Genomic DNA, 24,308 nt, shown 5'->3' with positions numbered 1-24,308 from the left:
CCCACTCCTTTCAGGAATCTGAACTCCTTACCATTAAGCATATGCCCTTATGGAACGAGATAGTACAGACTTCTGCAACCAGTTCATTGCTAGTGAATAACGTCATGCCTGTTTCTAGTACGGCGTCTACTGTTTCGTACTTGAATCCGCTAAGTGTAAGTCCTGTAACCCCGCCGCCAAATGGAAAAAATGAGATGTAGGGGAAACGGCTTTCCGGCTTCACTTGATGAGTTCCAGGTAAAAGAATCAGAAGTTCGTTTGTGGCATTGCAGATTGAAAATGCTATTTTTCTATTTTCTTTCTGAAGCCGATACAGGAGATGAAGGGCAGATTCCATATGATCCAGCCTTCCTCCTGTAACTCCGGTTAGAATGATGTTCTCGGGATGATAGGAAAGAGCACGTTCGACCGCAAGCTCCGTGTCGGTCTCGTCCTTTTCTGAACGGAATCTCCCGATTAGATGAACCGAATCGGCTATCCTATCATATTCACTCTGCGAAACGGAATCAAAATCTCCGACCGCTTCATGCGGAATAATCCCCATTTGCAATAAATGCAATGCTCCCCGATCCGCCCCGATGAACACCGTATCTTCCTTATTGAACTCCGTCAAGTCAGCCATTTCCGATGCAGGTCCACCTGCACAGACGACGGCATATTTCATTTCCCCAGCGCACTTTCACCAGCGGTTTTAATACGGCGTAATGCCTCCGCGCGATCAGGTGCATTGTAGATGGCCGATCCTGCGACAAGGATGGTAGCGCCCGCTTCGACACAAGGAATGATCGTTTCCTCATTGATGCCGCCGTCGATTTCAATTTCAATCGCCAATCCTTTTTCACGGATAATATCAGCCAGCTGCTTCACCTTCGGAACGACGGAATGAATAAACTTCTGTCCGCCGAATCCGGGGTTGACCGTCATGAATAACACTAAATCAATTTCATCAAGGACATGAAGAATCGTTTCGACTGGTGTATGTGGATTCAACACGACACCTGATTTCACACCGTACGACCGGATCAGCTGGAGCGTTCGGTGCAAATGCGGACACGCTTCCACATGGACGGTGATGTAATCCGCTCCTGCCTTTGCAAACTGTTCAATGTACATATTAGGATTTTCAATCATTAAATGGACATCCAGCGGCAATTTAGTTACGGGCCTAAGCGCCTCGACAACAATTGCCCCCATTGTAATATTGGGAACGAAATGGCCATCCATGACATCGATATGGATTAATTCCGCCCCTGCTGCTTCGACTTCTTTCACTTCTTCGGCAAGCTTTGAAAAGTCTGCCGCCAAAATGGATGGTGCAATTTTAATCATGTTTTTCATACCTCGGCTTTCGGTCAAGTATTTCTTGCATGAACTGCAAGTAATGATCGTAGCGATGACGCGGGATTTCACCGGTCTCCACCATGTCTTTTACTGCGCACTTAGGTTCTTTCATGTGCAGACATCCACGGAACCTGCAGTTTGGAGCAACTTCATCCATGTCAATGAAGTAACGGGACAGTTCCTCTTTTTCAATATGATCGAATTCAAGTGAACTGAAACCCGGAGTATCTGCGACAAGACCACCTGACATTTCAAGCAGTTCAACATGTCTCGTCGTATGTTTCCCACGTCCAAGCGCTTCCGAAATGATACCCGTCTTCAAGTCGAGTTCAGGAAGTGCTGTATTCAAAAGCGTCGATTTTCCGACACCTGACTGACCCGCAAGAACGGTTGTTTTTCCTTCGAGATACGGTTTCAATAACGCCGTAAGTTTCGGATCATCAATGAAAGTCTCTATGACGTCATAACCCATTTTGGTGTAATACGCTGCAGATTCAGTTACTTTTCTTAATTCATCAGCATCAGCAAGATCTTTTTTCGTCAGGCAAATTATCGGCTTTACGCCGAACGATTCAACAACAACAAGGAACCTGTCCAGCAAATAAAGACTGAATGCTGGTTCAACAACGGAAAAGACAAGCAGCGCCTGGTGGACATTTGAAATCGGCGGCCGGACAAGCTCATTGAACCGTTCGTGTACTTCAGTAACTGTGGCATCATTATCCTCAACTTGCACGTAGGTCACGAAATCCCCTACAAGCGGATGGACACCCCGGTTTCTGAAAACACCTCGACCTCTGCACTGAATGATCTCCCCATCGTTTTCCACATAATAATACCCGCTGATCGCTTTTCTGATTTGTCCTTCCGGCATTCTTTCACCCCTTCTATTTGGCGTCACTATAATTGATCGTCTGTTCATCAATTTGCTCATCATCCCGCATTATTCTATATGTGCCGCTTTTACCTTCTTCAATTTTCATTTCAATCTGTTTCACCGTATTTTTAGTTATCGTAAATTCGGCATACGGTTTGGACATTGTATGTGTTTTGTCTTCAACGTAAATTTTAATTGTTTGCGGGACGGGCTCCAATTGCTTTTCATCGCTGTCGCCGTCTTCCTCTTCCCCATCTCCGACATCGCCATCGCCATCATCGGGGGCGAGTTCATTCACTTTAGGATCATATTCAATAGTTACCGTCTTAATAAGTAGCTTATACGGTTTTTCCGCCGGTCCTTTTGAGACGGTAACTTTAACTTTTCCGCCTTTCACGATTTTTGTTCCCGCCGACGGATCCTGTGAAATGACTCGGCCTGCAGCTACTGTGGAAGAATACTCTTTCTTTCCTACCTCAATACGGAAACCGGACGTTTTCGCATATTCATTCAGCTGATTGTCATCGAAGCCGATTAAATTACTGAGTTCTCTTTCCTCTATCCCTTTACTTACCGTAAATACTAAATCCGTTTCACTAGGAACTACATCCTCTCCCACTTTCGGTTCTTGTTCCAGGATTGTCCCTTTAGGCTCTTCGGAAAACTTCTCTACGGAATCTATTGATTTGAAACCGTAATTTGCTAGACGTGTCGTAATTGTAGAATAATCATGGCCGACATAATCGGCAAGCTTCGTTTTTTCTTTTCCTGTACTAATGAATAATGTGATGGCAGAGCCGACATCCCTTTTCTTCCCAGCCTCCGGTACGGTCCGGATTACTTCCCCCGCCTTAACTTCTTCAGACGGCTCTTCCGTTCTTTCATCCACTTCGAAACCTTCTTCAAGCAGTCGATCTGCCGCCTCCGTTTCTTCCAATCCAGATACATCGGGGATAATTGCTGTTTTAGGCCCCAACAAGCCTGGCAAAAAGAAAACCAGGAGAGCCAAGATGACCGCGACTATGATGCCACCAATGATAAATGGCCACTTCTTGCGTTTTTTCGGAGGCGGGGTTGTTTGTTCGAGCTTCACTGGCTCTATTTTCTTTGTCTCTTCAAGACTATCGAATTTCGCCGATTCATTAACAATCGGTATGGCACGGGTTCGATCATCGTCAAACACAATTTCGAATTTCTTTTCATCAGCACGCTCCGGCAACAAAACCGTCAGCAGATCATCATACATTTCATCAGCTGAATCATAGCGATATGCAGCTTCCTTCATAGTTGCTTTCAATATAACGTTTTCCACGCTTTGCGGAATTGAAGGGAATAGTTTCTTTACGGAAGGTGTTTCTTCCTGTAAATGCTTCAATGCGATAGCGACCGCTGTATCTGCTGAAAATGGTAATTCACCTGACAAAAGCTCATAAAATACGATGCCCAATGAGTAAATATCAGATTTCTTCGTTGCCATTCTGCCGCGTGCTTGTTCAGGCGACAAGTAATGGACAGTACCGATAACCGAGTTTGTTTTCGTATGAGCTGTTGCACTTAGTGCCATCGCAATACCGAAATCAGTGATTTTCGCATTCCCGTCCGAGTCCATTAAGATGTTTTGGGGTTTTACATCACGGTGTACAATGCCGTTATGATGGGCATTCGCAATGGCAGACACAATTTGTTGCATAATCGGTATTGCCTGTTCTGGCGTCAATGGACCTTTTTCTTGGATAAATTTCTTCAACGTCTGACCTTCAATATATTCCATCACTAGATAGTGAAGTTCATCTTCCTCACCCACATCGAATATATCGACAATATGCGGATGTGTGAGACTTGTCGCAGAAAGCGCTTCCCGTTTAAACCTTCTCTTCAGCGCTTCTTCATTCGCAAAATCATAATTAAGGATTTTGATGGCAACGTCACGGTCCAAGATGACGTCATGTGCAAGATAGACTTTTGACATGCCGCCCTCGCCGATATTTTTGACTATTTCATAACGTCCGCCAATTCTGTTGCCGATCATGGAGTAGACACCTCCACTTCGGTAGATTCAATCAAAATGACGGAAATATTGTCTTCCCCGCCCATCTTGTTCGCAAATTCTACTAGTTGCTCCGCCTTTTTACGCAACGTTGAATCTGCAATGACAATTTCATGCATCAACTGTTGTTCGACTTTATTGCTGAGTCCATCTGTACAAATGAGTACATACATCCCTTCCTTCACTTCAAACGAATACAGCTCCGGTGTAATCGTCTTTTCCGATCCAATTGCTTTCATAATCCAGTTTCTACGCGGATGGACTGCGGCTTCTTCTTCAGTGATTTCACCGCTGTCGAGAAGCACATTGACGTAAGAATGATCTCGCGTCACTTGGCGTATCTCTTTGTCATCGATTGCGTAGACACGGCTGTCGCCGGTATGTGACAAAAGACAGGAACGACCACGGATTAGAGCAGCCTCAAGCGTTGTTCCCATTCCTTTATACTCTTCATTTTCGTTTGCATATTCGAAGAGCATCGTATTCACATGGTTGACGGCTTCCTGCAACCATTGTGCCCAATTCTCTTCCGCTTCGAATCTTGAACTATCAAGCTTCATGAATTGTTCACCGATAACTTTGATTGCCGTAGAACTGGCAAAATCCCCCCCACGGTGACCGCCCATCCCATCCGCTACGACAGCAAGGATAATCCCCTCAGGATGTGTGTAGACAGCTGCACTGTCTTCGTTGACGGTCCTCTTTCTTCCAATATCAGTCAAGACTTCAAATTGCAACATCCATCCCCCCTTTTCTGAATCGAACCGCTCTATTACTGACCTTTTTTTCGGAATGCCGCGACAAAAAATCCATCGCTGCCAAAATGTTGCGGGAGCACTTGAAGAGTGTTGTCTTCAATCGCCAATTTCTCGTTGTCAGCCAATTGATGCAACGGGATTTTTTCCATATCATCGTGCCGTGCAAGGAAACGTTCAGCCATCCCTTGGTTTTCAGCGTATTCAACAGTACATGTACTATAGACAATTATTCCATCAGGTTTGATCAATTCGCGGGCCGTGTCAAGAAGATCCGATTGGATATCCGTTAGCGCATCGAAATCCGCTTGTGATTTGTTGTACTTAATTTCAGGTTTCCTACGAATGACACCGAGACCGCTACAAGGAGCATCGACGAGAATACGATCAAATGAAGATGCTTCATATAGTTCCCTCAGTTTCCGGCTGTCTCCGCTTAACGCTTTGATTGACGAGAGGCCAAGTCTATTTGCATTGGCTTCAATAAGCTTCAGTTTATGTTCGTGTAGATCATGAGCGAATACTTCCCCTTCATCGTTCATTTTTTCAGCGATGTGGGTTGTTTTCCCTCCGGGGGCTGCACACATATCCAGAACTTTCATACCTGGGGACAAATCAAGTGCAAGTATGGGAAGCATCGAACTTTCATCCTGGATTGTAATCAGGCCTTTTTTATATGCTTCTGTATTGGCGAGATTACCGCTTTCTGAAATGATGCATTCCGGCACAACTTCGCCTTTTCTCACTTCTACACCTTCCGATTCCAATGAGGCGATGACTTCATCAAGAGTCGCTTTTGCTGTATTAACACGAACTGTCATCGCAGCGGGATGATTGTTTTCATGTGCCATTACAGCCGCTTCCTGTTCCCCGAATTGTTCATTCCACCGTTTAATGAGCCATTCTGGATGACTCGTTTCAATGGATGTTTTCAGAGTGCCATCTTTCATTTCATCAAGTGATCGTACACCTTTGCGCAATACGGAACGGAGAATGCCGTTGACAGTGGGTGCAATCCGCTTGTGGCCGCGTCTTTTCGCAATTTCGACCGCTTCGTGGACCACGGCATGCGGAGGTATTTTCGTCAAGTAGACGATTTGATATAACGACAATCTAAGAAGTTCGCGTACCCAGCCGTCCAATTTCCCACGGACGAACGGTTCGAGGTAATAATCGAGTGTCATGCGGTGTTGAAGCGTACCGTAGGTCAATTCAGTCAACAATCCCCGATCTTTCGTTTCGATACCATATTTTTCGATTGTTCTATGCAACAAGAGATTGCTGTATGCTTGATGATCATTTATTTCCATCAGTATCGAAAGAGCCGCGTCTCGGACGTTGCCGTTCCATATTTTCTTTTTCGGTCTAGTATTCATTCGAAACGGTCCCCTTTACTCCATTTAGATCCGGTTCCGCGAATGAATTCATCCGCAGTCATCCGTTTTTTTCCGGCTGGTTGAAGATCCGTTAACGCGACAGCAGTATCATCGCCAGCTTTCACAAGAATCCGGTCGCTTTCAATTCCGATAATTGTCCCCGGCAGTGCATTTTCGTTCGAATAGCTTTTTTCGCTCCACCAGATTTTCACGTTTTCACCTTGGAATACGGTATATGCAACCGGCCATGGATGAAGCCCGCGAATTTTATCAAAGATGGTTTTACCGCCCTCAGACCAGTCAATCCGTTCTTGTTCACGGGAAATATTACGTGCAAATGTTACGAGTGATTCATCCTGGACAGTCCGCTCATTTGTCCCGTTCAATATAGAAGGCAGTGTTTCTTTAAGCAGTGCTGTGCCCGCAACCGATAATGCTTTAAACATACTACCTGTGTGATCAGTATCTGAGATGGGAACAGTCACTTGGGAAATGATATCGCCTGCATCGAGTTTTTCAACCATATACATGATTGTTACGCCCGTTTCTGTTTCACCGTCCATAATTGCTTGGTGAATCGGTGCACCGCCGCGATACTTAGGCAATAAGGAAGCGTGTACATTGATGCACCCTAATCGCGGTGCTTCCAACAGCTCTTTTGGCAATATCTGGCCAAACGCGGCGGTAACGATTAAATCGGGTTCGAGCGCGATGATGTCATCAAGTTCGGTGGAACCTTTCAGTTTTTCAGGTTGAATAATCGGCAATCCGAGGCGAAGCGCTTCCACCTTAACTGGAGGTGGCGTTAAGACCCGTTTCCGTCCTACAGGTCTGTCCGGCTGCGTAACAACTGCCGCGATTGTATGTCCTTCATCGTAAAGCATCGTCAGGACCGACACCGAGAATTCCGGTGTGCCCATGAAAACTATCTTCGTCATCGCTGTCCACCTCCACCGCTTTCGTCCACAACTTCTTCTTCAACCAATTCTTCAAACTCCGACGGATCAACGACACGGATGATCTTCGAATCAAACAAAACACCGTTCAAATGATCGATTTCGTGGAGAATAGCACGTGCCTCATAATCTTCCGCTTCCAGTTCATATAAAGCACCATTCCGTTCCTGTGCTTCAACACGGACAAAAAACGGTCTTTCCACTTCGCCGAATAAATCCGGGAAACTGAGACAGCCTTCCACCTCAATTTCCGAACCGCCGATTGCCGTCACAACTGGATTCACCATTTCAATGACATCTTGTCCTTCGCCCATATCGACGATAGCGACACGTACAGCTTCTCCGATTTGCGGTGCAGCAAGGCCGATGCCATCAGCAGCCACCATTGTGTCGTACATATCGTCAAGCAGCTTTGCAAGCTTCTTATCAAATTTCACTACTTCTTTACATGACTGTTGAAGAACCGGTGCCGGATGCTTCACAATTTCTCGTATTGCCAAATCTTTTCCTCTTTTCTGTCTTGTTATCTAAGATGTTATACAACTTTGTACTGTGGATCAGCTCAGATACGGCGATTTCACGTCTGGACTTCAGGCGCCCAGACGCTTGCGCTGTTGTTATTAATATATGGACGCCGGTTCTACATCAACGGTCATTGTAAGTCCTGATTTTATCCAGTCCGTCCGGTAATACTTAATAAGCTGTTGCAACGTTTCCGTCAACTTCGGCTCTTTTTTGTATTTTATCAAACATTGGTAACGATATCTATTGTTCACACGGCTGATAGCGGCTGCGGTCGGTCCGATGACGACTGTATCCGCGGATAAGTTCGCTTTCATATAGCCGGTGGCCTTCTCGGCGAAATCGGCCACTTTCAACAAATCCTCGTGAGTGAACTGAACGAGTGTGACGAAATAAAATGGCGGATAGCCGTATTGTTTTCTTGCTGCCATTTCCATATTGTAGAAAGGCTCATAATGCTGCGCCTTTGCCAAATCGATTGCGTAATGTTCAGGAGAATAGGTCTGAATGAACACCTCTCCAGGCAATTCGTGGCGGCCCGCTCGTCCGCTAACCTGCGTCATCAGTTGAAAGGTTTTTTCAGCTGCACGGAAATCGGCAAGATGCAGCGTCGTATCCGCCGCGAGCACGCCGACGAGTGTGATATTCGGGAAATCTAGCCCTTTTGCAATCATTTGCGTCCCAAGCAAAATATCCGCTTCCCCTTCACTGAACTGCCTGAGCAACCGTTCATGTGAACCTTTTTGTCTCGTCGTATCGACATCCATTCGAAGGACGCGTGCTTCCGGAAACAGTTTTGCAATTTCTTCTTGCGCTTTCTGAGTTCCCGTTCCGAAGAACCGTATATGTTCACTTTTGCATTCGGGACAATCAAGCGGTACCCGTTCTTCATGACCGCAATAATGGCATTTCAACCGTTCGTGTGCCCGATGATAGGTGAGTGATATATCACAATTCGGACATTCAACGACTGTCCCGCAATCCCGGCATAGGACAAAGGATGAAAAGCCACGCTTATTCAGGAATAGGACAATCTGCTCTCTTTTTTCTAACCGAATCCGGATCGCTTCCGCAAGCGGCAACGAAAACATCGATCGGTTGCCCGTCTTCAATTCTTCCCTCATATCAACAACCGTTACCGTTGGAAGTGCTTGTTCTCTTGGACGTTTTGTCAATGTCAACAATGTATAAACGCCTTTCGATGCCCGGGCATACGATTCCAGTGAAGGAGTTGCACTGCCAAGGATGACAGGACATCCATAAAATTCAGAACGCTTAATGGCAACGTCTCTGGCATGGTAACGCGGCGTATCATCCTGCTTATACGTCGATTCATGCTCTTCATCTAAAATAAGTATTCCAAGATTTTCAAACGGGGCGAATATCGCCGATCTGGCACCGACGACAACTTTTACTTCCCCCCGTTTTATTTTCCGCCATTCATCGTATTTCTCGCCAGCGGACAAGCCACTGTGCATAACAGCGACGAGCGGGCCGAAACGATCCTTAAATCGTGACGTCATTTGCGGCGTCAACGAGATTTCCGGAACGAGAACAATAGCATCTTCACCTTTATCCAAAACGCGTTTGATGGCCCGTAAATACACCTCTGTTTTACCACTGCCCGTTACGCCATGAAGAAGGAATGTCTGTGCTTTTTGTTCATCAGACGATGCTGCAATGCGATCAAGTGCAAATTGCTGTTCGTCAGTTAAATGTTCGGGTATTGCCGTATCTTTCAGTTGAGGTGCATCCGGTTCGCGATAAACTTCAGCAAGTTCCTCGAAAGCCGCGCCTCTTTCTATAACCGCTTTCAGTACCGTTGGCTGAATTCCAGATTGTTCCATCAACTGTTTCGCACTGATTGTCTGTCCTGCATGTTCAATCATCCAGCGGATTAATTCTGCTTGTTTTTTTGCATTTGAATGAATGGATTCAAGCAGTTCCCTAAGTTTTTCTTCATCAGCCATACGGATCATACGTACTTTTTTCATCGCTGTCTTCTGGCCTATAGCTGTATCAACTGTGACGATTCCCTGCACCGCATAGCGTTTTAAAGTCCTCACCAACCCGGATGTATCCACTTCTTTCATCGGAATTCGTTTCCTGCCCGCAAGAAAAGCGTTGAAATCCTCATCTTCAATCCGTTCCGGGTCCTCGACAACGATGAATTTTTCATATTTGGCGCGCATAGCAGCAGGCAGCATCACTTGCAGTGCATCGATTTCATATGACAATGTCTCAACAGCAAGCCAGCGGGACAAGTCGAGCAGTTCCTCGGATATGACCGGGTCCAAATCAATCAGCTCATCTATCGGTTTTATTTTCCCAAGCGCAAGTTCGCTCTCTGCTTTCAGGCTGGTCACATAGCCGAGCACCTTCCTCGGTCCGAACGGTACTTTCACACGTGTTCCGGGTTCAATTACGGATTCCCACGTTTCCGGAACAAGGTAATCGAACGGCCTGTCGATTGGATAAGCCGCTACATCTACAATGACTTCAGCGATCATTTAGTTGATCACTTTCTTCTTGTATAATTGTTTCCAGCAGCAGTATGGCAAGTTCTTTTTTCGGCATTGCTCGGAATGGTTTATTCGTTCCATATTTAGACAGTAGCGTTACAACATTCGTATCCTTTCCAAACCCTGCATCCGGATCGGTCACGTCATTGATGATAATATAATCCAGATTTTTTCTTTCCAGTTTATCCATGCCATAGCCGACTGCATTTTCAGTCTCCGCAGCAAAGCCGACAAGGATCTGGTCCGTTTTCAGTGAACCGATTGTTTTCAAAATATCAGTTGTCCGTTCAAGTTCAATAACCGAATCTCCCGCTTGTTTTTTCATTTTCTGCGGGTGAACCTCTCTAGGACGATAATCTGCAACTGCGGCAGCCTTGATGACAATCGAGGCATCATCGAATTGTCCACGGACCGCTTCGAACATCTCCGCTGCACTTTCTATATCAATAACAGTCACTCCAGCTGGCCTGTCCAATCCGACTGGTCCAGAAATAAGTACGGTATCTGCACCGAGTGCCGCGGCAGCTTCGGCCATCGCATATCCCATTTTGCCACTTGAAAAATTAGACACATACCGTACCGGATCAATCCGTTCACGGGTCGGACCTGCTGTAATCACTACTTTCTTACCGGAAAGCGGAAGTTGATGCGGCGACGTAAACCGTTTTGTTATCAGTTCCACAATCTTTTCTGGCTCTTCCAGACGCCCTTTCCCTACATAACCACATGCCAAAAAGCCTTCAGACGGCTCAATGAATTTGTAGCCATCTTCATGCAATGTAACAATATTGCGGATAACCGCTTTATTTTCATACATATGAACGTTCATTGCAGGGGCTATCCACACTTCCGCTTTGGTGGCCAGAAGGGTTGTCGTTACCATATCGTCCGCAATTCCCTGTGCGAGTTTACCTATTACGTTTGCAGTAGCCGGTGCAACGACAACGAGATCAGCCCAATCAGCCAAGTCAATATGCGCAATGACACGGGAATCTTTTTCATCGAACGTATCGAAAAACACATCGTTGCGTGACATCGCTTGAAATGTCAGCGGCGTGACGAATTCTCTTGCCGATTCGGTCATCATGACTTTGACGTCAGCTCCCGCCTGCGACAATTTACTTACCAGTGCAACAGCTTTATAGACCGCGATACCGCCAGTTACACAAAGGAGGATTTTTTTATTCAGCAACACTATCTCTTCCCTTCTAAAAATGACAAACTCCCAAAGAAAAACTCGTTTCTAAGGGAGTATCACGTTTACCTATTCTAATGAAAGTTTAATGCAGACTCCAATAAAGAGGGACTCCTCCTATTAAACTTCGTCTTCGTAGACGACCGAATCGTCCGTTTCCTGCTTCGAAAGCATGCCTGCAGCCACTTCTTCAAGTGCTTTGCCTACATTCTTGTTGGATACATAAGAGGGCAGGAGTCTATTTCCTTCCTCCTGCATTTGACGCGCCCGTTTTGAAGCGAGTGTCACAAGCGTGTATTTTGAATCAATTTTCTCTTTTAATGAATCGAGTGATGGCGTTAACATTGTTTATTCCCCTTTCAGCATACCTAAATATAACTTTTCCACACGTTCTCTGCGGCAATGTTCTGCAGTGACGATTGCATTGATGCGATCGCATGCGTTTGTCACTTCATCGTTTTCCACGACATAGTCGTACAAGTTCATCATTTCGAGTTCTTCACGCGCTTTCAAAATGCGTGTTGCAATGACATCGGCTTCTTCAGTGCCTCTGCCGACGAGTCGGTCTTCTAGTTCCGACAAACTCGGCGGCGCCAGGAAAATGAAGAGTCCGTCCGGGACTTTAGCACGAACCTGGGCGGCTCCGACAACCTCAATTTCAAGGAATACATCTCTCCCTGCATCAAGTGTTTCATTGACATAATCAAGCGGAGTACCGTAATAATTGCCGACATACTCTGCGTATTCCAGCAGCTTGCCTTCTTCAATCAATCGTTCAAACTCATCTTTTGATTTGAAGAAATAATCTGTGCCATCCACTTCGCCTTCGCGGGGACTTCTCGTCGTCATCGAAATGGAGTATTCATAGTTCGTATCAGGTTGTGTAAAAAGCTCTTTTCGAACCGTCCCTTTGCCTACACCGGAAGGTCCGGACAAGACGATCAGAAGCCCTCGTTGTTTATACATTTGATCCCTCTTCTTATCTAATCTGATTTACAATGGAGATTCGGCACAATAATGCCTTCTCCAATCGTTATTGATTGAAACAATCTGTTCATATTATACCATATAAGCTTCCCAGAGTGCTAAAATGGGGAAAAACGATTTGAAAGAGGAATCCAAATGGCATTTGATGGTTTATTCACAACGGCGATGGTGCAGGAGCTACAAGTCTTGAAAAATGGACGCATCTCCAAAATTCATCAGCCGAACGCACAGGAAGTCGTGTTTCTAATCCGCGCAGACGGAAAAAACCAAAAACTTCTAATTTCAACGCATTCATCCTATTCACGCATCCAATTGACGGAAGAATCGATTACAAACCCTTCCGAACCACCCCTATTTTGCATGGTATTGCGAAAACATTTAGAAGGCGGCTCCATTACATCGGTTGGCCAATTCGGCACCGACAGAATCATAACAATTAACATTAAGGCAAAAAACGAGATCGGCGACGATATTAATAGACGGCTTTACGTTGAGATCATGGGCAGGCACAGCAACTTGCTACTCGTAGATCCGGATCGTAATCTCATCATTGAAAGTATGAAGCATTTGCCGCCATCGGTAAATAGTTATCGGACGATATTGCCTGGACAGCCTTTTATTCCGGCTCCCCCGCAGGACAAAAAAGATCCTTTCGCGGTGACAGAGGCACAATTTGACGAGCTGTTACCGGAGTTGAACAGTGCTCGTGATGTCGTGGAGCAATTTTCGGGTTTTTCACCGATTAATGCGGAAGAATTACTGTATCGCTTGAAAGGTGCTTCGGCTAAGGATAAATTTACGGTGTTTACATCACTTCTTGCTTCATTCAAAGGAATAGACAGCACGCCAAATATTTCAGAAATCGGAACAAAAACCGTATTTTCCGCAACAGCGCTAACGCATGCGGATAAGACGATTGCAGAATACAAAACGCTAGGTGATTTGCTGGATAAAGTGTATTTTGCCCGAGCTGAACGGGAGCGTGTGAAGTCACAAGCGGCGGACCTTGAACGTTGGCTTGACAATGAAATCGCCAAACTGAATCTGAAAACGAAAAAGCTTGTAAAAGAAAGAGAAGCTGCCGGGAAGCTTGATACATTTCAGCTGTACGGCGAACTGCTAACCGCAAACAGTTACGCCATTGAAAAAGGTGCAACGGAAGCGACTGTCGCTAATTATTATGATGAAGGAACGATGGTCACCATTCCGCTTGACCCGAGGAAATCGCCAATCGATAATGCACAGCGCTTTTATTCGAGGTACTCGAAAGCGAAAACTGCGCTTATCATGATTGCGGAACAGCTTGAAAAAACAGCAGAAGATATCGCTTACTTCGAAATGATCAAACAGCAGGTATTGCAAGCTTCCCCTATAGACATCGAAGAAATACGTGAAGAACTTGCGGAACTTGGTTTTCTGAAGGCTCGTAAGTCAAAAAAGAAACTGAAGCCGAAAAAACCGGTGCCTGAAACATATGTATCTTCCAAAGGCGTGAAAATTTCCGTAGGCAAGAACAATAAGCAAAACGACTATTTAACTTTCAAAATCGCATCCCGGGAACAAACTTGGCTGCATACGAAGGATATACCAGGCTCTCATGTCGTCATCCATGATGCTGCTCCCGACGAAGAAACAATCCATGAAGCGGCAATTCTTTCCGCCTACTTCAGTAAAGCCCGTGGATCTTCTGCTGTACCGGTTGACTACACTGAAGTGCGGCATGTTAAAAAGCCAAACGGTTCAAAACCGGGGTTTGTCATCTACTTTGAGCAGAAAACGATTTTAGTTGACCCGAATGAAGATGTAGTGATGAAATTACGTAAGTAACGAAATGCTAATCCACGATGATGATATCCGTCGTGGATTAGCATTTTCTATTTTAGATAATAATATAGAATGGGATTAAGAATCTCCCATCATACACGCTTTGGCGCTTGTGGATGCCTCTCGCGATAAGCCGGGCAGAAGACCACTGCCCGGCTTATCGCTTCGGCTACCACATGAAGGCGCCTTCGCTCGATTCATCTGTTCAACTGAAAGTATAAGATATTATACATACTGCATAGTCCATACCTTTCAAGAAATTGAATATATAAATCCCATCGAATCCACTTTACTATTGATTATAAATAGCGCTACCCACGAGCTTACGACATTTTACTTTGGTGTTTTTTTACTTATTAATTCTGTGATAGTCAGACAGTTGGATCACTCGAACATTGCTTGTATTCAGCTCATGATAAATCCCTCTGCTATCCCGGAACGAAATATATTGATCCCGTTCGCTTCTAATCAGTTCTTCCGCTTTTTCTTGGGACTCCATGAAGATGAATCTTCTGATATAATGCTCTTCATCAAAGAAGTAAGTTATTTTGAATTCCTGCATGCTAGAATCTCCTGACATGAGTAAGTGTTTTAGACTTCCAACGATCCAAGTACTCTGAAAAATTCAGCTTTTCCATTTCCCTTTGTAACTATTCTTCATTTGTCACAAAGCGATTTTCAAAAAGTGTATTCATAACTGCGATACATCCTAATCGGGTGATGAATAGCTGATGGAAGTGTGAATTCGACTTTCGCTTAAAAGAATCATAATTTGTTAAACGTTTTCTCACTTCATTTAATCGTCAGCCTCTTTTTGCAATCATTTCAATTTCTACATCTGCACCCAACGGTAGTGCTAAAACCGCTACACATGTCCTGGCGGGGAATGGCTCGGCAAACTGTGTTTTATAGACCTCATTCATTGCGGTAAAGTCATTCATATTTGTTAAATATACATTTACTTTTACTACATCATCAGAAGTGAGGTTGGTTGCTTCTAATACCTCAAATAAGTTTATAAAACACTGCTTCGTTTGTGCCTGAATATCCCCCGTCATATGTTCCGCCGAAACTGAATTCATCGCTGTTTGACCAGAGAAATATACCAATTCACCTGCATCCACCGCGTGTGAGTAGGGTCCTGATGCTGTTGCTCCTTTTGCATTATAAACTATTCTCGTCATGCTGATTCTCCTTTATTGTCGAAGTAATGCTAAATTATATATTAATAGTTTAATTGTTCAAGTATTTCGAATTCTTGTAAATGAAAAATACTAGTCCACATGGATGTGACCATCGTGGACTAGTATTTTTATCACTTCAATAAACCCGCTTTCAATTTCCCATGCCAATCCAGTAACTCACTGATTGATTCTTCGCTAATTGCACCGTTTTCCTGTGCCGCTTCAGCAAGCGCTCCGAAATCGGTCAAACTTTTGTATGTCAACTCTGCGGACGCAAATGTATCGTCTGCACTTTGAAGTTCATATGTAAAAATGGAAACGACTCCAGTCACTTCGATGCCTTCAGAACGGAGTGCTTCCGCAGCATTTAAACTGCTGCCGCCTGTTGAAATCAAGTCTTCGATAATAACTGCTTTATCCGCACTAGCAATTTTGCCTTCGATTTGACGGCTGCGTCCGTGTCCTTTTGCTTTTGAACGGATATAGACCATCGGCAGTCCAAGAATATCCGCAACCCATGCTGCGTGTGGAATTCCAGCCGTCGCCGTCCCTGCAATGACCGTCGTTTCCGGATAATTTTCACGGATCAATCCCGCTAGACCTTCTGCAATTTTTTTTCGTCCGATTGGATCTGACATCGTCAAGCGATTGTCACAGTAAATCGGGGACTCGATGCCCGATGCCCATGTAAACGGTTCACTCGGACTAAGTTCAACTGCGCCAACATTCAACAGGATTTCCGCGATTTCTTTTTTCACCATTCTTATTCCGTCCCCTTCCAAAGTGCATGTATATGTTCATAAGCCGCCCGTGGATCGGTTGCACCCGTTATTGCCCGTCCGACAACGATATGCGTAGAACCTGCCAGACGCGCTTCTTCAGGTGTCGCAATCCGTTTCTGATCATGCGACCCGCCGTCGGCTAGACGGATGCCCGGTGTCACTTTGTAAAAGGATTCTCCACAAACATTCATAATCGTAGCCGCTTCATGAACAGAACAAACAACACCATCTAGCCCTGCCACTTTCGTCAGCTTCGCATAATGAAGGACAGATTCTGCCAATGAGACGCCAATCAACTGCTCTTCACGTACCTGTCGATTGTCTGTCGAAGTTAATTGCGTTACACCGATTAATGATGGTCGTGCCATTCCAGATGGTGTTCCTTTATCCAGCCCTTCCAGCGCCGCCTCCATCATCGTTTTTCCGCCGGCTGCATGGACATTCACGAGGTCTACACCGAATCCTGCAAGCACTTCCATCGCAGACTTCACCGTATTTGGAATATCATGCAGTTTCAAATCAAGGAATACATCATATCCTTTTTCTTTCAAACGTGCGACAACTGCAGGACCTTCCTTATAATAAAGCTGCATGCCTACTTTTACATTTATGTCTCCGTCAAAGGCATGTAAGAAGTCGAAGGTTTTTTCAGCCGAATCAAAATCGAGCGCTATAATTGGTGAGGTTTTCATAGACGGTGACTCCTCCCTATCAGTTCGTAAATATGATTGATACCAAGCTCGTCCAGCTTTGCCGGCAATTGTTCAATAATTTGCGGGCAAACGAACGGATTGACGAAATTCGCTGTTCCTACCGCTACAGCACTTGCACCCGCTGACATAAAGTCGATAATATCAGCAGTTTCTGTAACCCCGCCCATTCCGATTATCGGGATATTGACAGCTTTGCTTACTTCATAAACCATTCTGATAGCGACCGGTTTCACTGCAGGCCCGGACAAACCTCCTGTACCATTTGCGATGACCGGGCGGCCCGTTTTTTGATCAAGACGCATACCCACAAGTGTATTGATCATCGTGATGCCATCCGCCCCTCCCGCTTCGACAGCCCGCGCAATTTCAACAATGTCTGTGACGTTGGGTGAGAGTTTGACATAAACCGGTACTTCGGAAACTTCCTTCACGGCTTTTGTCAGCTCTTTCGCAATTTCCGGATCTGTTCCGAAAGTGATGCCTCCCGCTTTGACGTTCGGACAAGAAATATTCAATTCAAGTGCTTTCACATTCGGTGCTTTAGATACGGCTTTCGCCACTTCCACGTAGTCAGCCGTTTCAGTACCCGCAACGTTTGCGATGATCGGTACATCGAACTGTTCAAGCCAAGGCAACTCGCCTTCCATAACGCCTTTTAAACCCGGATTTTGGAGGCCGATCGCATTTAGCATGCCGGATGCCGTTTCTGCCACACGCGGCGTCGGATTGCCGAGCCTCGTTTCAAGTGTCGTCGCCTTGATCATAATCGCACCGAGCAGCGACAAATCATACAGTTGTCCGTACTCTTTGCCAAATCCGAAACAGCCGGATGCCGGCATAACTGGATTTTTCAACTGTAAACCTGGCAATTCAATTGATAGTCTGTTCATATCGCCACCACCCCTGCCGGGAAGACCGGGCCATCAGAACATACTTTGATGTACGCCTTTTCCGATCCTTCCGTCGTTTGACAAACACATGCAAAACAGGCGCCAATGCCGCAGCCCATTCGTTGTTCAAATGACAGGAACCCTTTTTTTCCTTCGTACATTGTTTGCACGGCTTCAAGCATAGGCATTGGACCGCAACTGTAATAAGTCGAGAATTCATTGCCTAGTTCCGCCATTACGTTCGTCACGAAACCTGCCGTTCCATGCGACCCATCGACCGTTACGATATGTGTCTCACCCAGCTTAGTGAATTCCTCTTCGTAAAACACAACGTCCTTTGATTGGAACCCTAAGATATGCGTGCACTTTACGCCTTTAGCCGTCAATTGCTTCGACAGTTCATAGAGCGGAGGAACTCCGATGCCGCCCCCAATCAAGATTGCTGTCTCACCATCCGCCGTTTCTTCAATCGGAAAACCATTGCCCAGCGGACCGAGTACATCAATTTCATCACCGGAACGTTTTTGCGAAAGGATTGTAGTTCCTCTACCTTCCGCACGATAGATGATTGTCATTTCGCCGGCCTCTTGATCGATGGAGGCGATGGATATCGGCCTTCTTAACAACGGTTCGAATGAATCGGAAACCCGAATATGGACAAACTGGCCCGGGGAAGAAATTTCCCCGACCAATTTACCGTTCAACTTCATTTCAAAAATGTTATGTGCAATCTGCTGTTGCGAAGTAACCGTCATTCGATCTTGAATGATCATACGAGTTCCTCCATTTTCCCCATTTCCTCTGTTTGGAACGTCATTGACTCGATGACACGCAGCATTGCATCCGCCGTATCAAGTGAAGTGAAGCAAGGAACGCCATTTTCAACTGACTCACGGCGGATTCTAAAGCCGTCACGTTCAGGTTGTTTCCCTTTTGTCAGTGTATTGATGACGATTTGTGCTCCTCCTTTTTGAATAACATCCAGAAGCGTCGGCCCTTCGGAACCGATCTTTCCGATTGTTTTCACGCGGATTCCGGCGTTCTCCAGCGCCAACGCTGTACCACCCGTAGCCAAAATACGGTAACCGATATCCGTAAAGCGTTTGGCGATGCCGGCCATCTCTTCTTTGTCTTTGTCAGAAACGGTCATAATGACAGAGCCGTATTCTTTTATTTCCATGCCTGCAGCAACGAGACCTTTATACAGCGCTTTTTCGAGTGTTGTATCTTTCCCCATCACTTCTCCGGTTGACTTCATTTCAGGTCCAAGCGTTATGTCGACGCGACGCAACTTCGCGAATGAGAATACCGGTACTTTAACATAGACACCGGCTGGTGCCGGAGCGAGTCCATTTTTGTATCCTTGTTCAATGATCGACTGACCAAGAATTGCTTTCGTCGCAATGTTTGCCATTGGAATATTTGTTATTTTACTAAGGAACGGAACCGTGCGACTTGAGCGCGGATTCACTTCGATGACGTACACTTGCCCTTCCGAAATGACGAACTGGATATTGAGCAGGCCTATAATCCCAAGCCCTTTCGCAAGGCGGGTCGTATAATCAGCGATTGTTTCCATTTGGGAAGCCGATAAGTTTTGCGGCGGGAAGACTGCAATTGAATCACCCGAGTGGACACCGGCTCGTTCAATATGTTCCATTATGCCGGGGATTAAAACGTTTTCCCCGTCACATATTCCATCGACTTCAATTTCAGTTCCTGTCAAATAACGATCGACCAGTACTGGATGATCCGGACTCGCTTCCACGGCATGTTCCATGTAGTACAGCAACTCTTCTTCACGGTAAACAATTTCCATCGCTCGTCCGCCAAGAACGTAGGAAGGTCTTACGAGTACGGGATAGCCGATTTCCTTGGCTATGGCGATTGCTTCCGGTACCGAAACAGCTGTTTTACCCAATGGTTGCGGAATACCGATTTCACGCAATGCGCTTTCGAACTTATTGCGGTTTTCCGCACGGTCGATATCTTCCAGGGATGTTCCTAAAATTTTCACGCCGCGCGCTTCGAGGCCATCCGCTAAGTTGATGGCTGTTTGTCCGCCAAACTGGACGATGACCCCTTCAGGCTGTTCCAGATCAACGATGTGCATGACATCCTCAATCGTCAGCGGCTCGAAGTATAATTTGTCCGAAATCGAGAAATCCGTTGATACGGTTTCAGGATTATTATTAATGATGATGGCCTCGTAACCCGCTTCTTGGATCGCCCACACAGAGTGCACCGTCGCGTAGTCGAACTCGACGCCTTGACCGATACGAATCGGACCGGAACCAAGAACGATGACACTTTTCTTATCTGATTTAATCGATTCGTTTTCTTCTTCGTATGTTCCGTAGAAATATGGTGTGTCTGATTCAAATTCGCCAGCACATGTGTCGACTTTTTTGTAGACCGGGATAAGGCCTTGCTCTTTTCGCCAATCGTAAACTGTACGCTCATCCGTGTTCCACAATTCTGCAACCGTCACATCCGAGAAGCCCATCCGTTTTCCAGTGCGCAATGTAGCATAGTCGAATGGGTTTTCTTTTAGGACCAGTTCAAATTGCACGATTTTCTGGAACTTGCGTAGGAAAAAGACGTCAATTTGACTCCATTCATGAATCGTTTCAACTGTCACTCCTCTACGGAAAGCTTCTCCGATGAAGAACAACCGCTCATCCCCTGCACGACGGATACGTTTTTCAATCCATTCATCTGTCATTTCCGAACCATTTTTCAATGATAGTCCGAATTGTCCAGTTTCAAGTGAGCGTACCGCTTTTAAGATTGATTCCTCAAATGTACGGCCGATCGCCATCACTTCACCTGTCGCTTTCATTTGCGTACCCAAGTTTCGTTTGGCAGATTCGAATTTATCGAACGGCCAGCGCGGGATTTTTGTCACAATGTAGTCAAGTGATGGTTCGAAGCAAGCGTACGTTGTGCCCGTAACTGGATTCATCATTTCATCGAGTGTCATGCCTACTGCAATTTTCGCAGCTAGTTTCGCAATCGGATAGCCCGTCGCTTTTGATGCAAGTGCAGATGACCGACTGACGCGCGGGTTCACTTCGATAATGTAATAATCAAAGCTATGTGGATCAAGTGCAAGCTGAACGTTACACCCGCCTTCGATTTTCAGTGCGCGGATAATTTTCAACGATACATTCCGCAACATCTGATATTCACGGTCTGTCATCGTCTGGCTTGGAGCTGCGACGATTGAATCTCCTGTATGGATTCCGACTGCATCGACGTTTTCCATGTTACAGACGACGATTGCATTGTCTGCGGAATCACGCATGACTTCATATTCGATTTCCTTATATCCGGCAATCGATTTTTCAAGTAGGCATTGCGTTGCAGGACTATATTTTAGACCGCTTGTTACGATTTCTTCCAAATCTTCATCGTTGTAGCACATTCCTCCGCCTGTACCGCCAAGTGTGAATGCAGGACGAACGATGACGGGATAGCCGATTCTTTCAACGAATGCATATGCTTCTTCGAGGTTGTGGATGATATCACTATCCGGAACAGGTTCACCAAGTTCGTTCATCAGCGTCCGGAATAAGTCACGGTCTTCAGCCTGATGGATCGCATCAAGCTTCGTACCAAGGATTTCGATGCCGAGTTCTTCCAAAATCCCCGATTCATCCAATTCAATCGCCATGTTCAAACCGGTCTGTCCCCCCATGGTTGCAAGAAGTGCGTCAGGACGTTCTTTACGGATGATACGGCTGACAAAGTCGAGTGTGATCGGTTCGATATATACTTTGTCCGCGATTTCCGTATCCGTCATTATCGTCGCAGGATTGGAGTTGATTAGAATAACACGGTAGCCCTCTTCTTTTAATGAAAGACATGCTTGTGTACCCGCATAGTCGAACTCTGCTGCTTGACCTATGACAATCGGGCCTGACCCGATAACTAAAATGGTTTCAATATCTGTACGTTTAGGCATTGAAATTCTCCTTTCGGCTGCTCGTTTTCATTACATTCATGAATCTGTCAAACAGGTGCTTCGAATCTTCAGGTCCCGGGGCTGATTCCGGGTGGAACTGAACGGAAAATGCGTCGTATGCTGTACTTTTCAAACCTTCAATTGAATTATCGTTGAGTGCTTTATGGGTCACTTCAAGGTTCGTGCCTTCAAGTGATGCCTCATCCACTGCGTAGCCATGGCTTTGAGATGTCAATTCAGTCCGGCCTGAGGTCAAGTCTTTTACTGGATGATTGCCGCCCATATGACTGTTTTTCAATTTAACCGTGCGTGCGCCGCAGGCAAGAGCAAACAGCTGATGGCCAAGACCGATTCCGAAGATTGGGGCTTTCCCTAGCAATTCCTTAATCGTTTCTACCGTACCTTTGACATCTTCAGGATTACCCGGTCCGTTCGATAACACAATGCCATCCGGGAATAATGATAGGATTTCTTTTGTCGAAGTGTTATACGGGACTACCACAACGTCGCAATCCCTGGCATTCAACTCCCGTAAAATGCTATGTTTCATGCCGTAGTCGATTAGGATAACGCGCTCACCGCGACCCGGGCTAGGATAAGATTTTTTTGTCGAAACACGGGCAACAAGGTCTGTCGGCAATTTGGAAGATGCGACATCTGCAACTATTTCCGACACATTCACTTCTTCACCTGCAGCTGTCAGAATACCTTTTAGTGATCCTTTATCACGCAGCAGCCTAGTTAACTTCCGTGTATCGATACCTTCGATTCCAGGGATGCCTTTCATCGTCAGCAGTTCGCACAGCGTCATGCCGCTGCGGAAGTTGGAAGGTTCGTCCGATAATTCACGGACAACAATACCGTTCACAGCCGGTTCGATCGATTCATAATCATCACGGTTAATACCGTAGTTTCCTACGAGCGGGTACGTCATGACGACGATTTGTCCAGCACCCGACGGATTCGAAATAGTTTCCTGATAGCCTGTCATTCCTGTCGTGAAAACTGTTTCCCCGATTGAAGCTTCATCGGAACCAAATGCGATTCCTTCAAAAATCGTACCGTCTTCTAAAATCAGCATTCTTTTTTTCATCATTGTCCATCCTCCCAGACTATTTTTCCGCCGTAAATCGTTTTTACCGGCCACCCTGTGCATGACCAACCGTCAAATGGTGTGTTCTTCCCTTTTGAAACAAATGTAGTTCTATCTATTTTTGCTTCTTTATTCAAATCGATCAACACTAGATCCGCCGTCGCGCCGACTTCGATTTTTCCGTATGGCAACCCGAATACGTCAGCCGGTTTTTTCGTCATCCAATCGATAAGCTGCTGCAATGTCCATGACCCCTTTTTAACGAAGCTCGTATAAAGAAGCGGAAATGCCGTTTCTAAACCGGTAATGCCGAATGGAGCTTTTGCAAAGCCAGCTTCTTTTTCCTCCGCTGTATGCGGTGCATGGTCCGTTGCGATGAAATCAAGCGTGCCATCCAGCAACCCTTCACGCAGAGCTTGAAGATCTTCTGTTCCCCGAAGCGGCGGATTCATTTTCCAATCCGCGTCATCGCCGGGAATGTCTTCTTCCGACAGAAGAAGATGATGCGGGCTCACTTCTCCGGTTACATGTATACCCGCTTTTTTCGCGTCCCGAATCACCCGGACAGATTCCTTCGTACTAACGTGACACACATGGTAATGGGCGCCCGCAGCTTCCGCCAGTAAAATATCCCGTGCGATATGGACAGATTCCGCTATTGAAGGGATGCCAGGAAGACCGAGTTCCTTATTACGCTTCCCTTCATGCATCGCACCGCTGTAGATAAGTGTATTGTCTTCACAGTGCGCAACGATCGGCATGCCTATTGCAGCCGCATCCTGCATCGCTTCAAACATCATTCCAGCCTGTTGTATACCAACACCGTCGTCCGTGAACGCGAATGCCCCATGTTCTTTCAACTCAGCGAGATTCGTCCGTTCCTTGCCGGCTTCCCGAATCGTGATGGATGCGTATGGTAGTACGCGAATCAGGGACTTCTGTTTGATCAAGTCATTGACAAGTGTCAAATTTTCTTTTGTGTCGGGTACGGGTCTTGTATTCGGCATTGCACTGATTGTCGTGTAACCGCCTTTTGCAGCTGCTAGTGTCCCACTTTCAATCGTCTCCTTATGTTCGCCACCCGGTTCACGAAGGTGTACGTGGACATCGATGAAGCCCGGTGCCAGTAATAGACCTTCACCGTCGATTATTTCCGCATTTTCCACTGTCAGCTGACTACCGATTTCCGTGATTTTATCACCCGATAATTTCACATCCGTTATCACAAGATCCCCTTCACTATTCAGCATCTGTACATTTTGAATAACTTTCTCCAT

22 protein-coding genes are annotated in these 24,308 nt (G+C 45.8%); 1 reads left to right on the top strand and 21 read right to left on the bottom strand.

Annotation, left to right across the window (positions count from 1 at the left end):
* Positions 1-10 precede the first annotated feature (10 nt).
* The 12 genes from HDC33_RS04785 to gmk form a co-directional block, all read right to left on the bottom strand.
* On the bottom strand, positions 11-664 hold the full coding sequence (locus HDC33_RS04785) for a thiamine diphosphokinase (protein ID WP_179391359.1): 654 nt from the start codon (positions 662-664) through the stop codon (positions 11-13).
* Complete coding sequence (gene rpe, locus HDC33_RS04780) at positions 661-1,329, bottom strand: ribulose-phosphate 3-epimerase (protein ID WP_179391358.1); 669 nt, start codon at positions 1,327-1,329, stop codon at positions 661-663. The genes HDC33_RS04785 and rpe overlap by 4 nt, the downstream gene beginning before the upstream one ends.
* Complete coding sequence (gene rsgA, locus HDC33_RS04775; protein WP_179391357.1) at positions 1,322-2,215, bottom strand: ribosome small subunit-dependent GTPase A; 894 nt, start codon at positions 2,213-2,215, stop codon at positions 1,322-1,324. The genes rpe and rsgA overlap by 8 nt, the downstream gene beginning before the upstream one ends.
* A gap of 13 nt (positions 2,216-2,228) precedes the next feature.
* Entirely contained in the window at positions 2,229-4,247 is a 2,019-nt protein-coding gene (pknB, locus tag HDC33_RS04770) for a Stk1 family PASTA domain-containing Ser/Thr kinase (protein WP_179391356.1), read from the bottom strand.
* Complete coding sequence (locus tag HDC33_RS04765) at positions 4,244-5,005, bottom strand: Stp1/IreP family PP2C-type Ser/Thr phosphatase (protein WP_179391355.1); 762 nt, start codon at positions 5,003-5,005, stop codon at positions 4,244-4,246. The genes pknB and HDC33_RS04765 overlap by 4 nt, the downstream gene beginning before the upstream one ends.
* A 32-nt stretch (positions 5,006-5,037) precedes the next feature.
* Complete coding sequence (gene rsmB, locus HDC33_RS04760; protein ID WP_179391354.1) at positions 5,038-6,396, bottom strand: 16S rRNA (cytosine(967)-C(5))-methyltransferase RsmB; 1,359 nt, start codon at positions 6,394-6,396, stop codon at positions 5,038-5,040.
* Entirely contained in the window at positions 6,393-7,334 is a 942-nt protein-coding gene (gene fmt / locus HDC33_RS04755) for a methionyl-tRNA formyltransferase (RefSeq protein ID WP_179391353.1), read from the bottom strand. Before fmt ends, rsmB begins: the two co-directional genes overlap by 4 nt.
* Complete coding sequence (gene def, locus HDC33_RS04750; protein WP_179391352.1) at positions 7,331-7,852, bottom strand: peptide deformylase; 522 nt, start codon at positions 7,850-7,852, stop codon at positions 7,331-7,333. Before def ends, fmt begins: the two co-directional genes overlap by 4 nt.
* A 120-nt stretch (positions 7,853-7,972) precedes the next feature.
* Entirely contained in the window at positions 7,973-10,384 is a 2,412-nt protein-coding gene (gene priA / locus HDC33_RS04745) for a primosomal protein N' (RefSeq protein WP_179391351.1), read from the bottom strand.
* The gene (gene coaBC / locus HDC33_RS04740) at positions 10,374-11,591 is read right to left on the bottom strand and encodes a bifunctional phosphopantothenoylcysteine decarboxylase/phosphopantothenate--cysteine ligase CoaBC (RefSeq protein ID WP_179391350.1); all 1,218 of its coding nucleotides are present in this window, start codon (positions 11,589-11,591) and stop codon (positions 10,374-10,376) included. The genes priA and coaBC overlap by 11 nt, the downstream gene beginning before the upstream one ends.
* A 120-nt stretch (positions 11,592-11,711) precedes the next feature.
* Positions 11,712-11,936: a DNA-directed RNA polymerase subunit omega gene (gene rpoZ, locus HDC33_RS04735; RefSeq protein WP_179391349.1), complete on the bottom strand. Its 225-nt coding sequence runs from the start codon at positions 11,934-11,936 to the stop codon at positions 11,712-11,714.
* Between the two features lie 3 nt (positions 11,937-11,939).
* A complete protein-coding gene (gmk, locus tag HDC33_RS04730) occupies positions 11,940-12,557 on the bottom strand; it encodes a guanylate kinase (RefSeq protein WP_179391348.1) in 618 nt (205 codons plus the stop codon).
* A 156-nt stretch (positions 12,558-12,713) separates the two neighbouring features.
* On the opposite strand from gmk, the gene HDC33_RS04725 reads away from it, so the two are divergent.
* Positions 12,714-14,405, top strand: coding sequence for an Rqc2 family fibronectin-binding protein (locus HDC33_RS04725; protein WP_179391347.1), 1,692 nt, complete (start codon positions 12,714-12,716; stop codon positions 14,403-14,405).
* Positions 14,406-14,751: 346 nt separating this feature from the next.
* Here HDC33_RS04725 and HDC33_RS04720 read toward each other — a convergent pair whose 3' ends face one another.
* The 9 genes from HDC33_RS04720 to HDC33_RS04680 all read right to left on the bottom strand — a co-directional run bounded on the left by HDC33_RS04720 (position 14,752) and on the right by HDC33_RS04680 (position 24,308).
* A complete protein-coding gene (locus HDC33_RS04720; RefSeq protein ID WP_179391346.1) occupies positions 14,752-14,964 on the bottom strand; it encodes a hypothetical protein in 213 nt (70 codons plus the stop codon).
* A gap of 241 nt (positions 14,965-15,205) precedes the next feature.
* Complete coding sequence (locus HDC33_RS04715) at positions 15,206-15,586, bottom strand: RidA family protein (RefSeq protein ID WP_179391345.1); 381 nt, start codon at positions 15,584-15,586, stop codon at positions 15,206-15,208.
* A gap of 131 nt (positions 15,587-15,717) precedes the next feature.
* Positions 15,718-16,347 (bottom strand): orotate phosphoribosyltransferase, encoded by a 630-nt coding sequence (gene pyrE, locus HDC33_RS04710; RefSeq protein WP_179391344.1) that lies wholly within the window; start codon positions 16,345-16,347, stop codon positions 15,718-15,720.
* A 2-nt stretch (positions 16,348-16,349) separates the two neighbouring features.
* Positions 16,350-17,060, bottom strand: coding sequence for an orotidine-5'-phosphate decarboxylase (gene pyrF, locus HDC33_RS04705; RefSeq protein WP_179391343.1), 711 nt, complete (start codon positions 17,058-17,060; stop codon positions 16,350-16,352).
* Positions 17,057-17,971, bottom strand: a complete 915-nt coding sequence (locus HDC33_RS04700) for a dihydroorotate dehydrogenase (RefSeq protein ID WP_179391342.1) — start codon at positions 17,969-17,971, stop codon at positions 17,057-17,059. Before HDC33_RS04700 ends, pyrF begins: the two co-directional genes overlap by 4 nt.
* Complete coding sequence (locus HDC33_RS04695; RefSeq protein WP_179391341.1) at positions 17,968-18,744, bottom strand: dihydroorotate dehydrogenase electron transfer subunit; 777 nt, start codon at positions 18,742-18,744, stop codon at positions 17,968-17,970. Before HDC33_RS04695 ends, HDC33_RS04700 begins: the two co-directional genes overlap by 4 nt.
* A complete protein-coding gene (gene carB / locus HDC33_RS04690) occupies positions 18,741-21,938 on the bottom strand; it encodes a carbamoyl-phosphate synthase large subunit (protein ID WP_179391340.1) in 3,198 nt (1,065 codons plus the stop codon). Before carB ends, HDC33_RS04695 begins: the two co-directional genes overlap by 4 nt.
* Positions 21,931-23,031: a carbamoyl phosphate synthase small subunit gene (locus tag HDC33_RS04685; RefSeq protein ID WP_179392627.1), complete on the bottom strand. Its 1,101-nt coding sequence runs from the start codon at positions 23,029-23,031 to the stop codon at positions 21,931-21,933. Before HDC33_RS04685 ends, carB begins: the two co-directional genes overlap by 8 nt.
* Positions 23,031-24,308 (bottom strand): dihydroorotase, encoded by a 1,278-nt coding sequence (locus HDC33_RS04680; protein WP_179391339.1) that lies wholly within the window; start codon positions 24,306-24,308, stop codon positions 23,031-23,033. Before HDC33_RS04680 ends, HDC33_RS04685 begins: the two co-directional genes overlap by 1 nt.

Source organism: Sporosarcina sp. JAI121 (assembly GCF_013408665.1).
Classification (GTDB): Bacteria; Bacillota; Bacilli; order Bacillales_A; family Planococcaceae; genus Sporosarcina.
This window is presented reverse-complemented; position numbering and strand designations above follow the sequence as displayed.

Excerpts from the sequence above, each read along its gene's own strand:
- HDC33_RS04785 (WP_179391359.1), bottom strand. The coding sequence starts at position 664 with ATGAAATATGCCGTCGTCTGTGCAGGTGGACCTGCATCGGAAATGGCT.
- rpe (WP_179391358.1), bottom strand. The coding sequence starts at position 1,329 with ATGATTAAAATTGCACCATCCATTTTGGCGGCAGACTTTTCAAAGCTT.
- rsgA (WP_179391357.1), bottom strand. The coding sequence starts at position 2,215 with ATGCCGGAAGGACAAATCAGAAAAGCGATCAGCGGGTATTATTATGTG.
- pknB (WP_179391356.1), bottom strand. The coding sequence starts at position 4,247 with ATGATCGGCAACAGAATTGGCGGACGTTATGAAATAGTCAAAAATATC.
- HDC33_RS04765 (WP_179391355.1), bottom strand. The coding sequence starts at position 5,005 with ATGTTGCAATTTGAAGTCTTGACTGATATTGGAAGAAAGAGGACCGTC.
- rsmB (WP_179391354.1), bottom strand. The coding sequence starts at position 6,396 with ATGAATACTAGACCGAAAAAGAAAATATGGAACGGCAACGTCCGAGAC.
- fmt (WP_179391353.1), bottom strand. The coding sequence starts at position 7,334 with ATGACGAAGATAGTTTTCATGGGCACACCGGAATTCTCGGTGTCGGTC.
- priA (WP_179391351.1), bottom strand. The coding sequence starts at position 10,384 with ATGATCGCTGAAGTCATTGTAGATGTAGCGGCTTATCCAATCGACAGG.
- rpoZ (WP_179391349.1), bottom strand. The coding sequence starts at position 11,936 with ATGTTAACGCCATCACTCGATTCATTAAAAGAGAAAATTGATTCAAAA.
- gmk (WP_179391348.1), bottom strand. The coding sequence starts at position 12,557 with ATGTATAAACAACGAGGGCTTCTGATCGTCTTGTCCGGACCTTCCGGT.
- HDC33_RS04725 (WP_179391347.1), top strand. The coding sequence starts at position 12,714 with ATGGCATTTGATGGTTTATTCACAACGGCGATGGTGCAGGAGCTACAA.
- HDC33_RS04720 (WP_179391346.1), bottom strand. The coding sequence starts at position 14,964 with ATGCAGGAATTCAAAATAACTTACTTCTTTGATGAAGAGCATTATATC.
- HDC33_RS04715 (WP_179391345.1), bottom strand. The coding sequence starts at position 15,586 with ATGACGAGAATAGTTTATAATGCAAAAGGAGCAACAGCATCAGGACCC.
- pyrE (WP_179391344.1), bottom strand. The coding sequence starts at position 16,347 with ATGGTGAAAAAAGAAATCGCGGAAATCCTGTTGAATGTTGGCGCAGTT.
- pyrF (WP_179391343.1), bottom strand. The coding sequence starts at position 17,060 with ATGAAAACCTCACCAATTATAGCGCTCGATTTTGATTCGGCTGAAAAA.
- HDC33_RS04700 (WP_179391342.1), bottom strand. The coding sequence starts at position 17,971 with ATGAACAGACTATCAATTGAATTGCCAGGTTTACAGTTGAAAAATCCA.
- HDC33_RS04695 (WP_179391341.1), bottom strand. The coding sequence starts at position 18,744 with ATGATCATTCAAGATCGAATGACGGTTACTTCGCAACAGCAGATTGCA.
- carB (WP_179391340.1), bottom strand. The coding sequence starts at position 21,938 with ATGCCTAAACGTACAGATATTGAAACCATTTTAGTTATCGGGTCAGGC.
- HDC33_RS04685 (WP_179392627.1), bottom strand. The coding sequence starts at position 23,031 with ATGAAAAAAAGAATGCTGATTTTAGAAGACGGTACGATTTTTGAAGGA.
- HDC33_RS04680 (WP_179391339.1), bottom strand. The coding sequence starts at position 24,308 with ATGGAGAAAGTTATTCAAAATGTACAGATGCTGAATAGTGAAGGGGAT.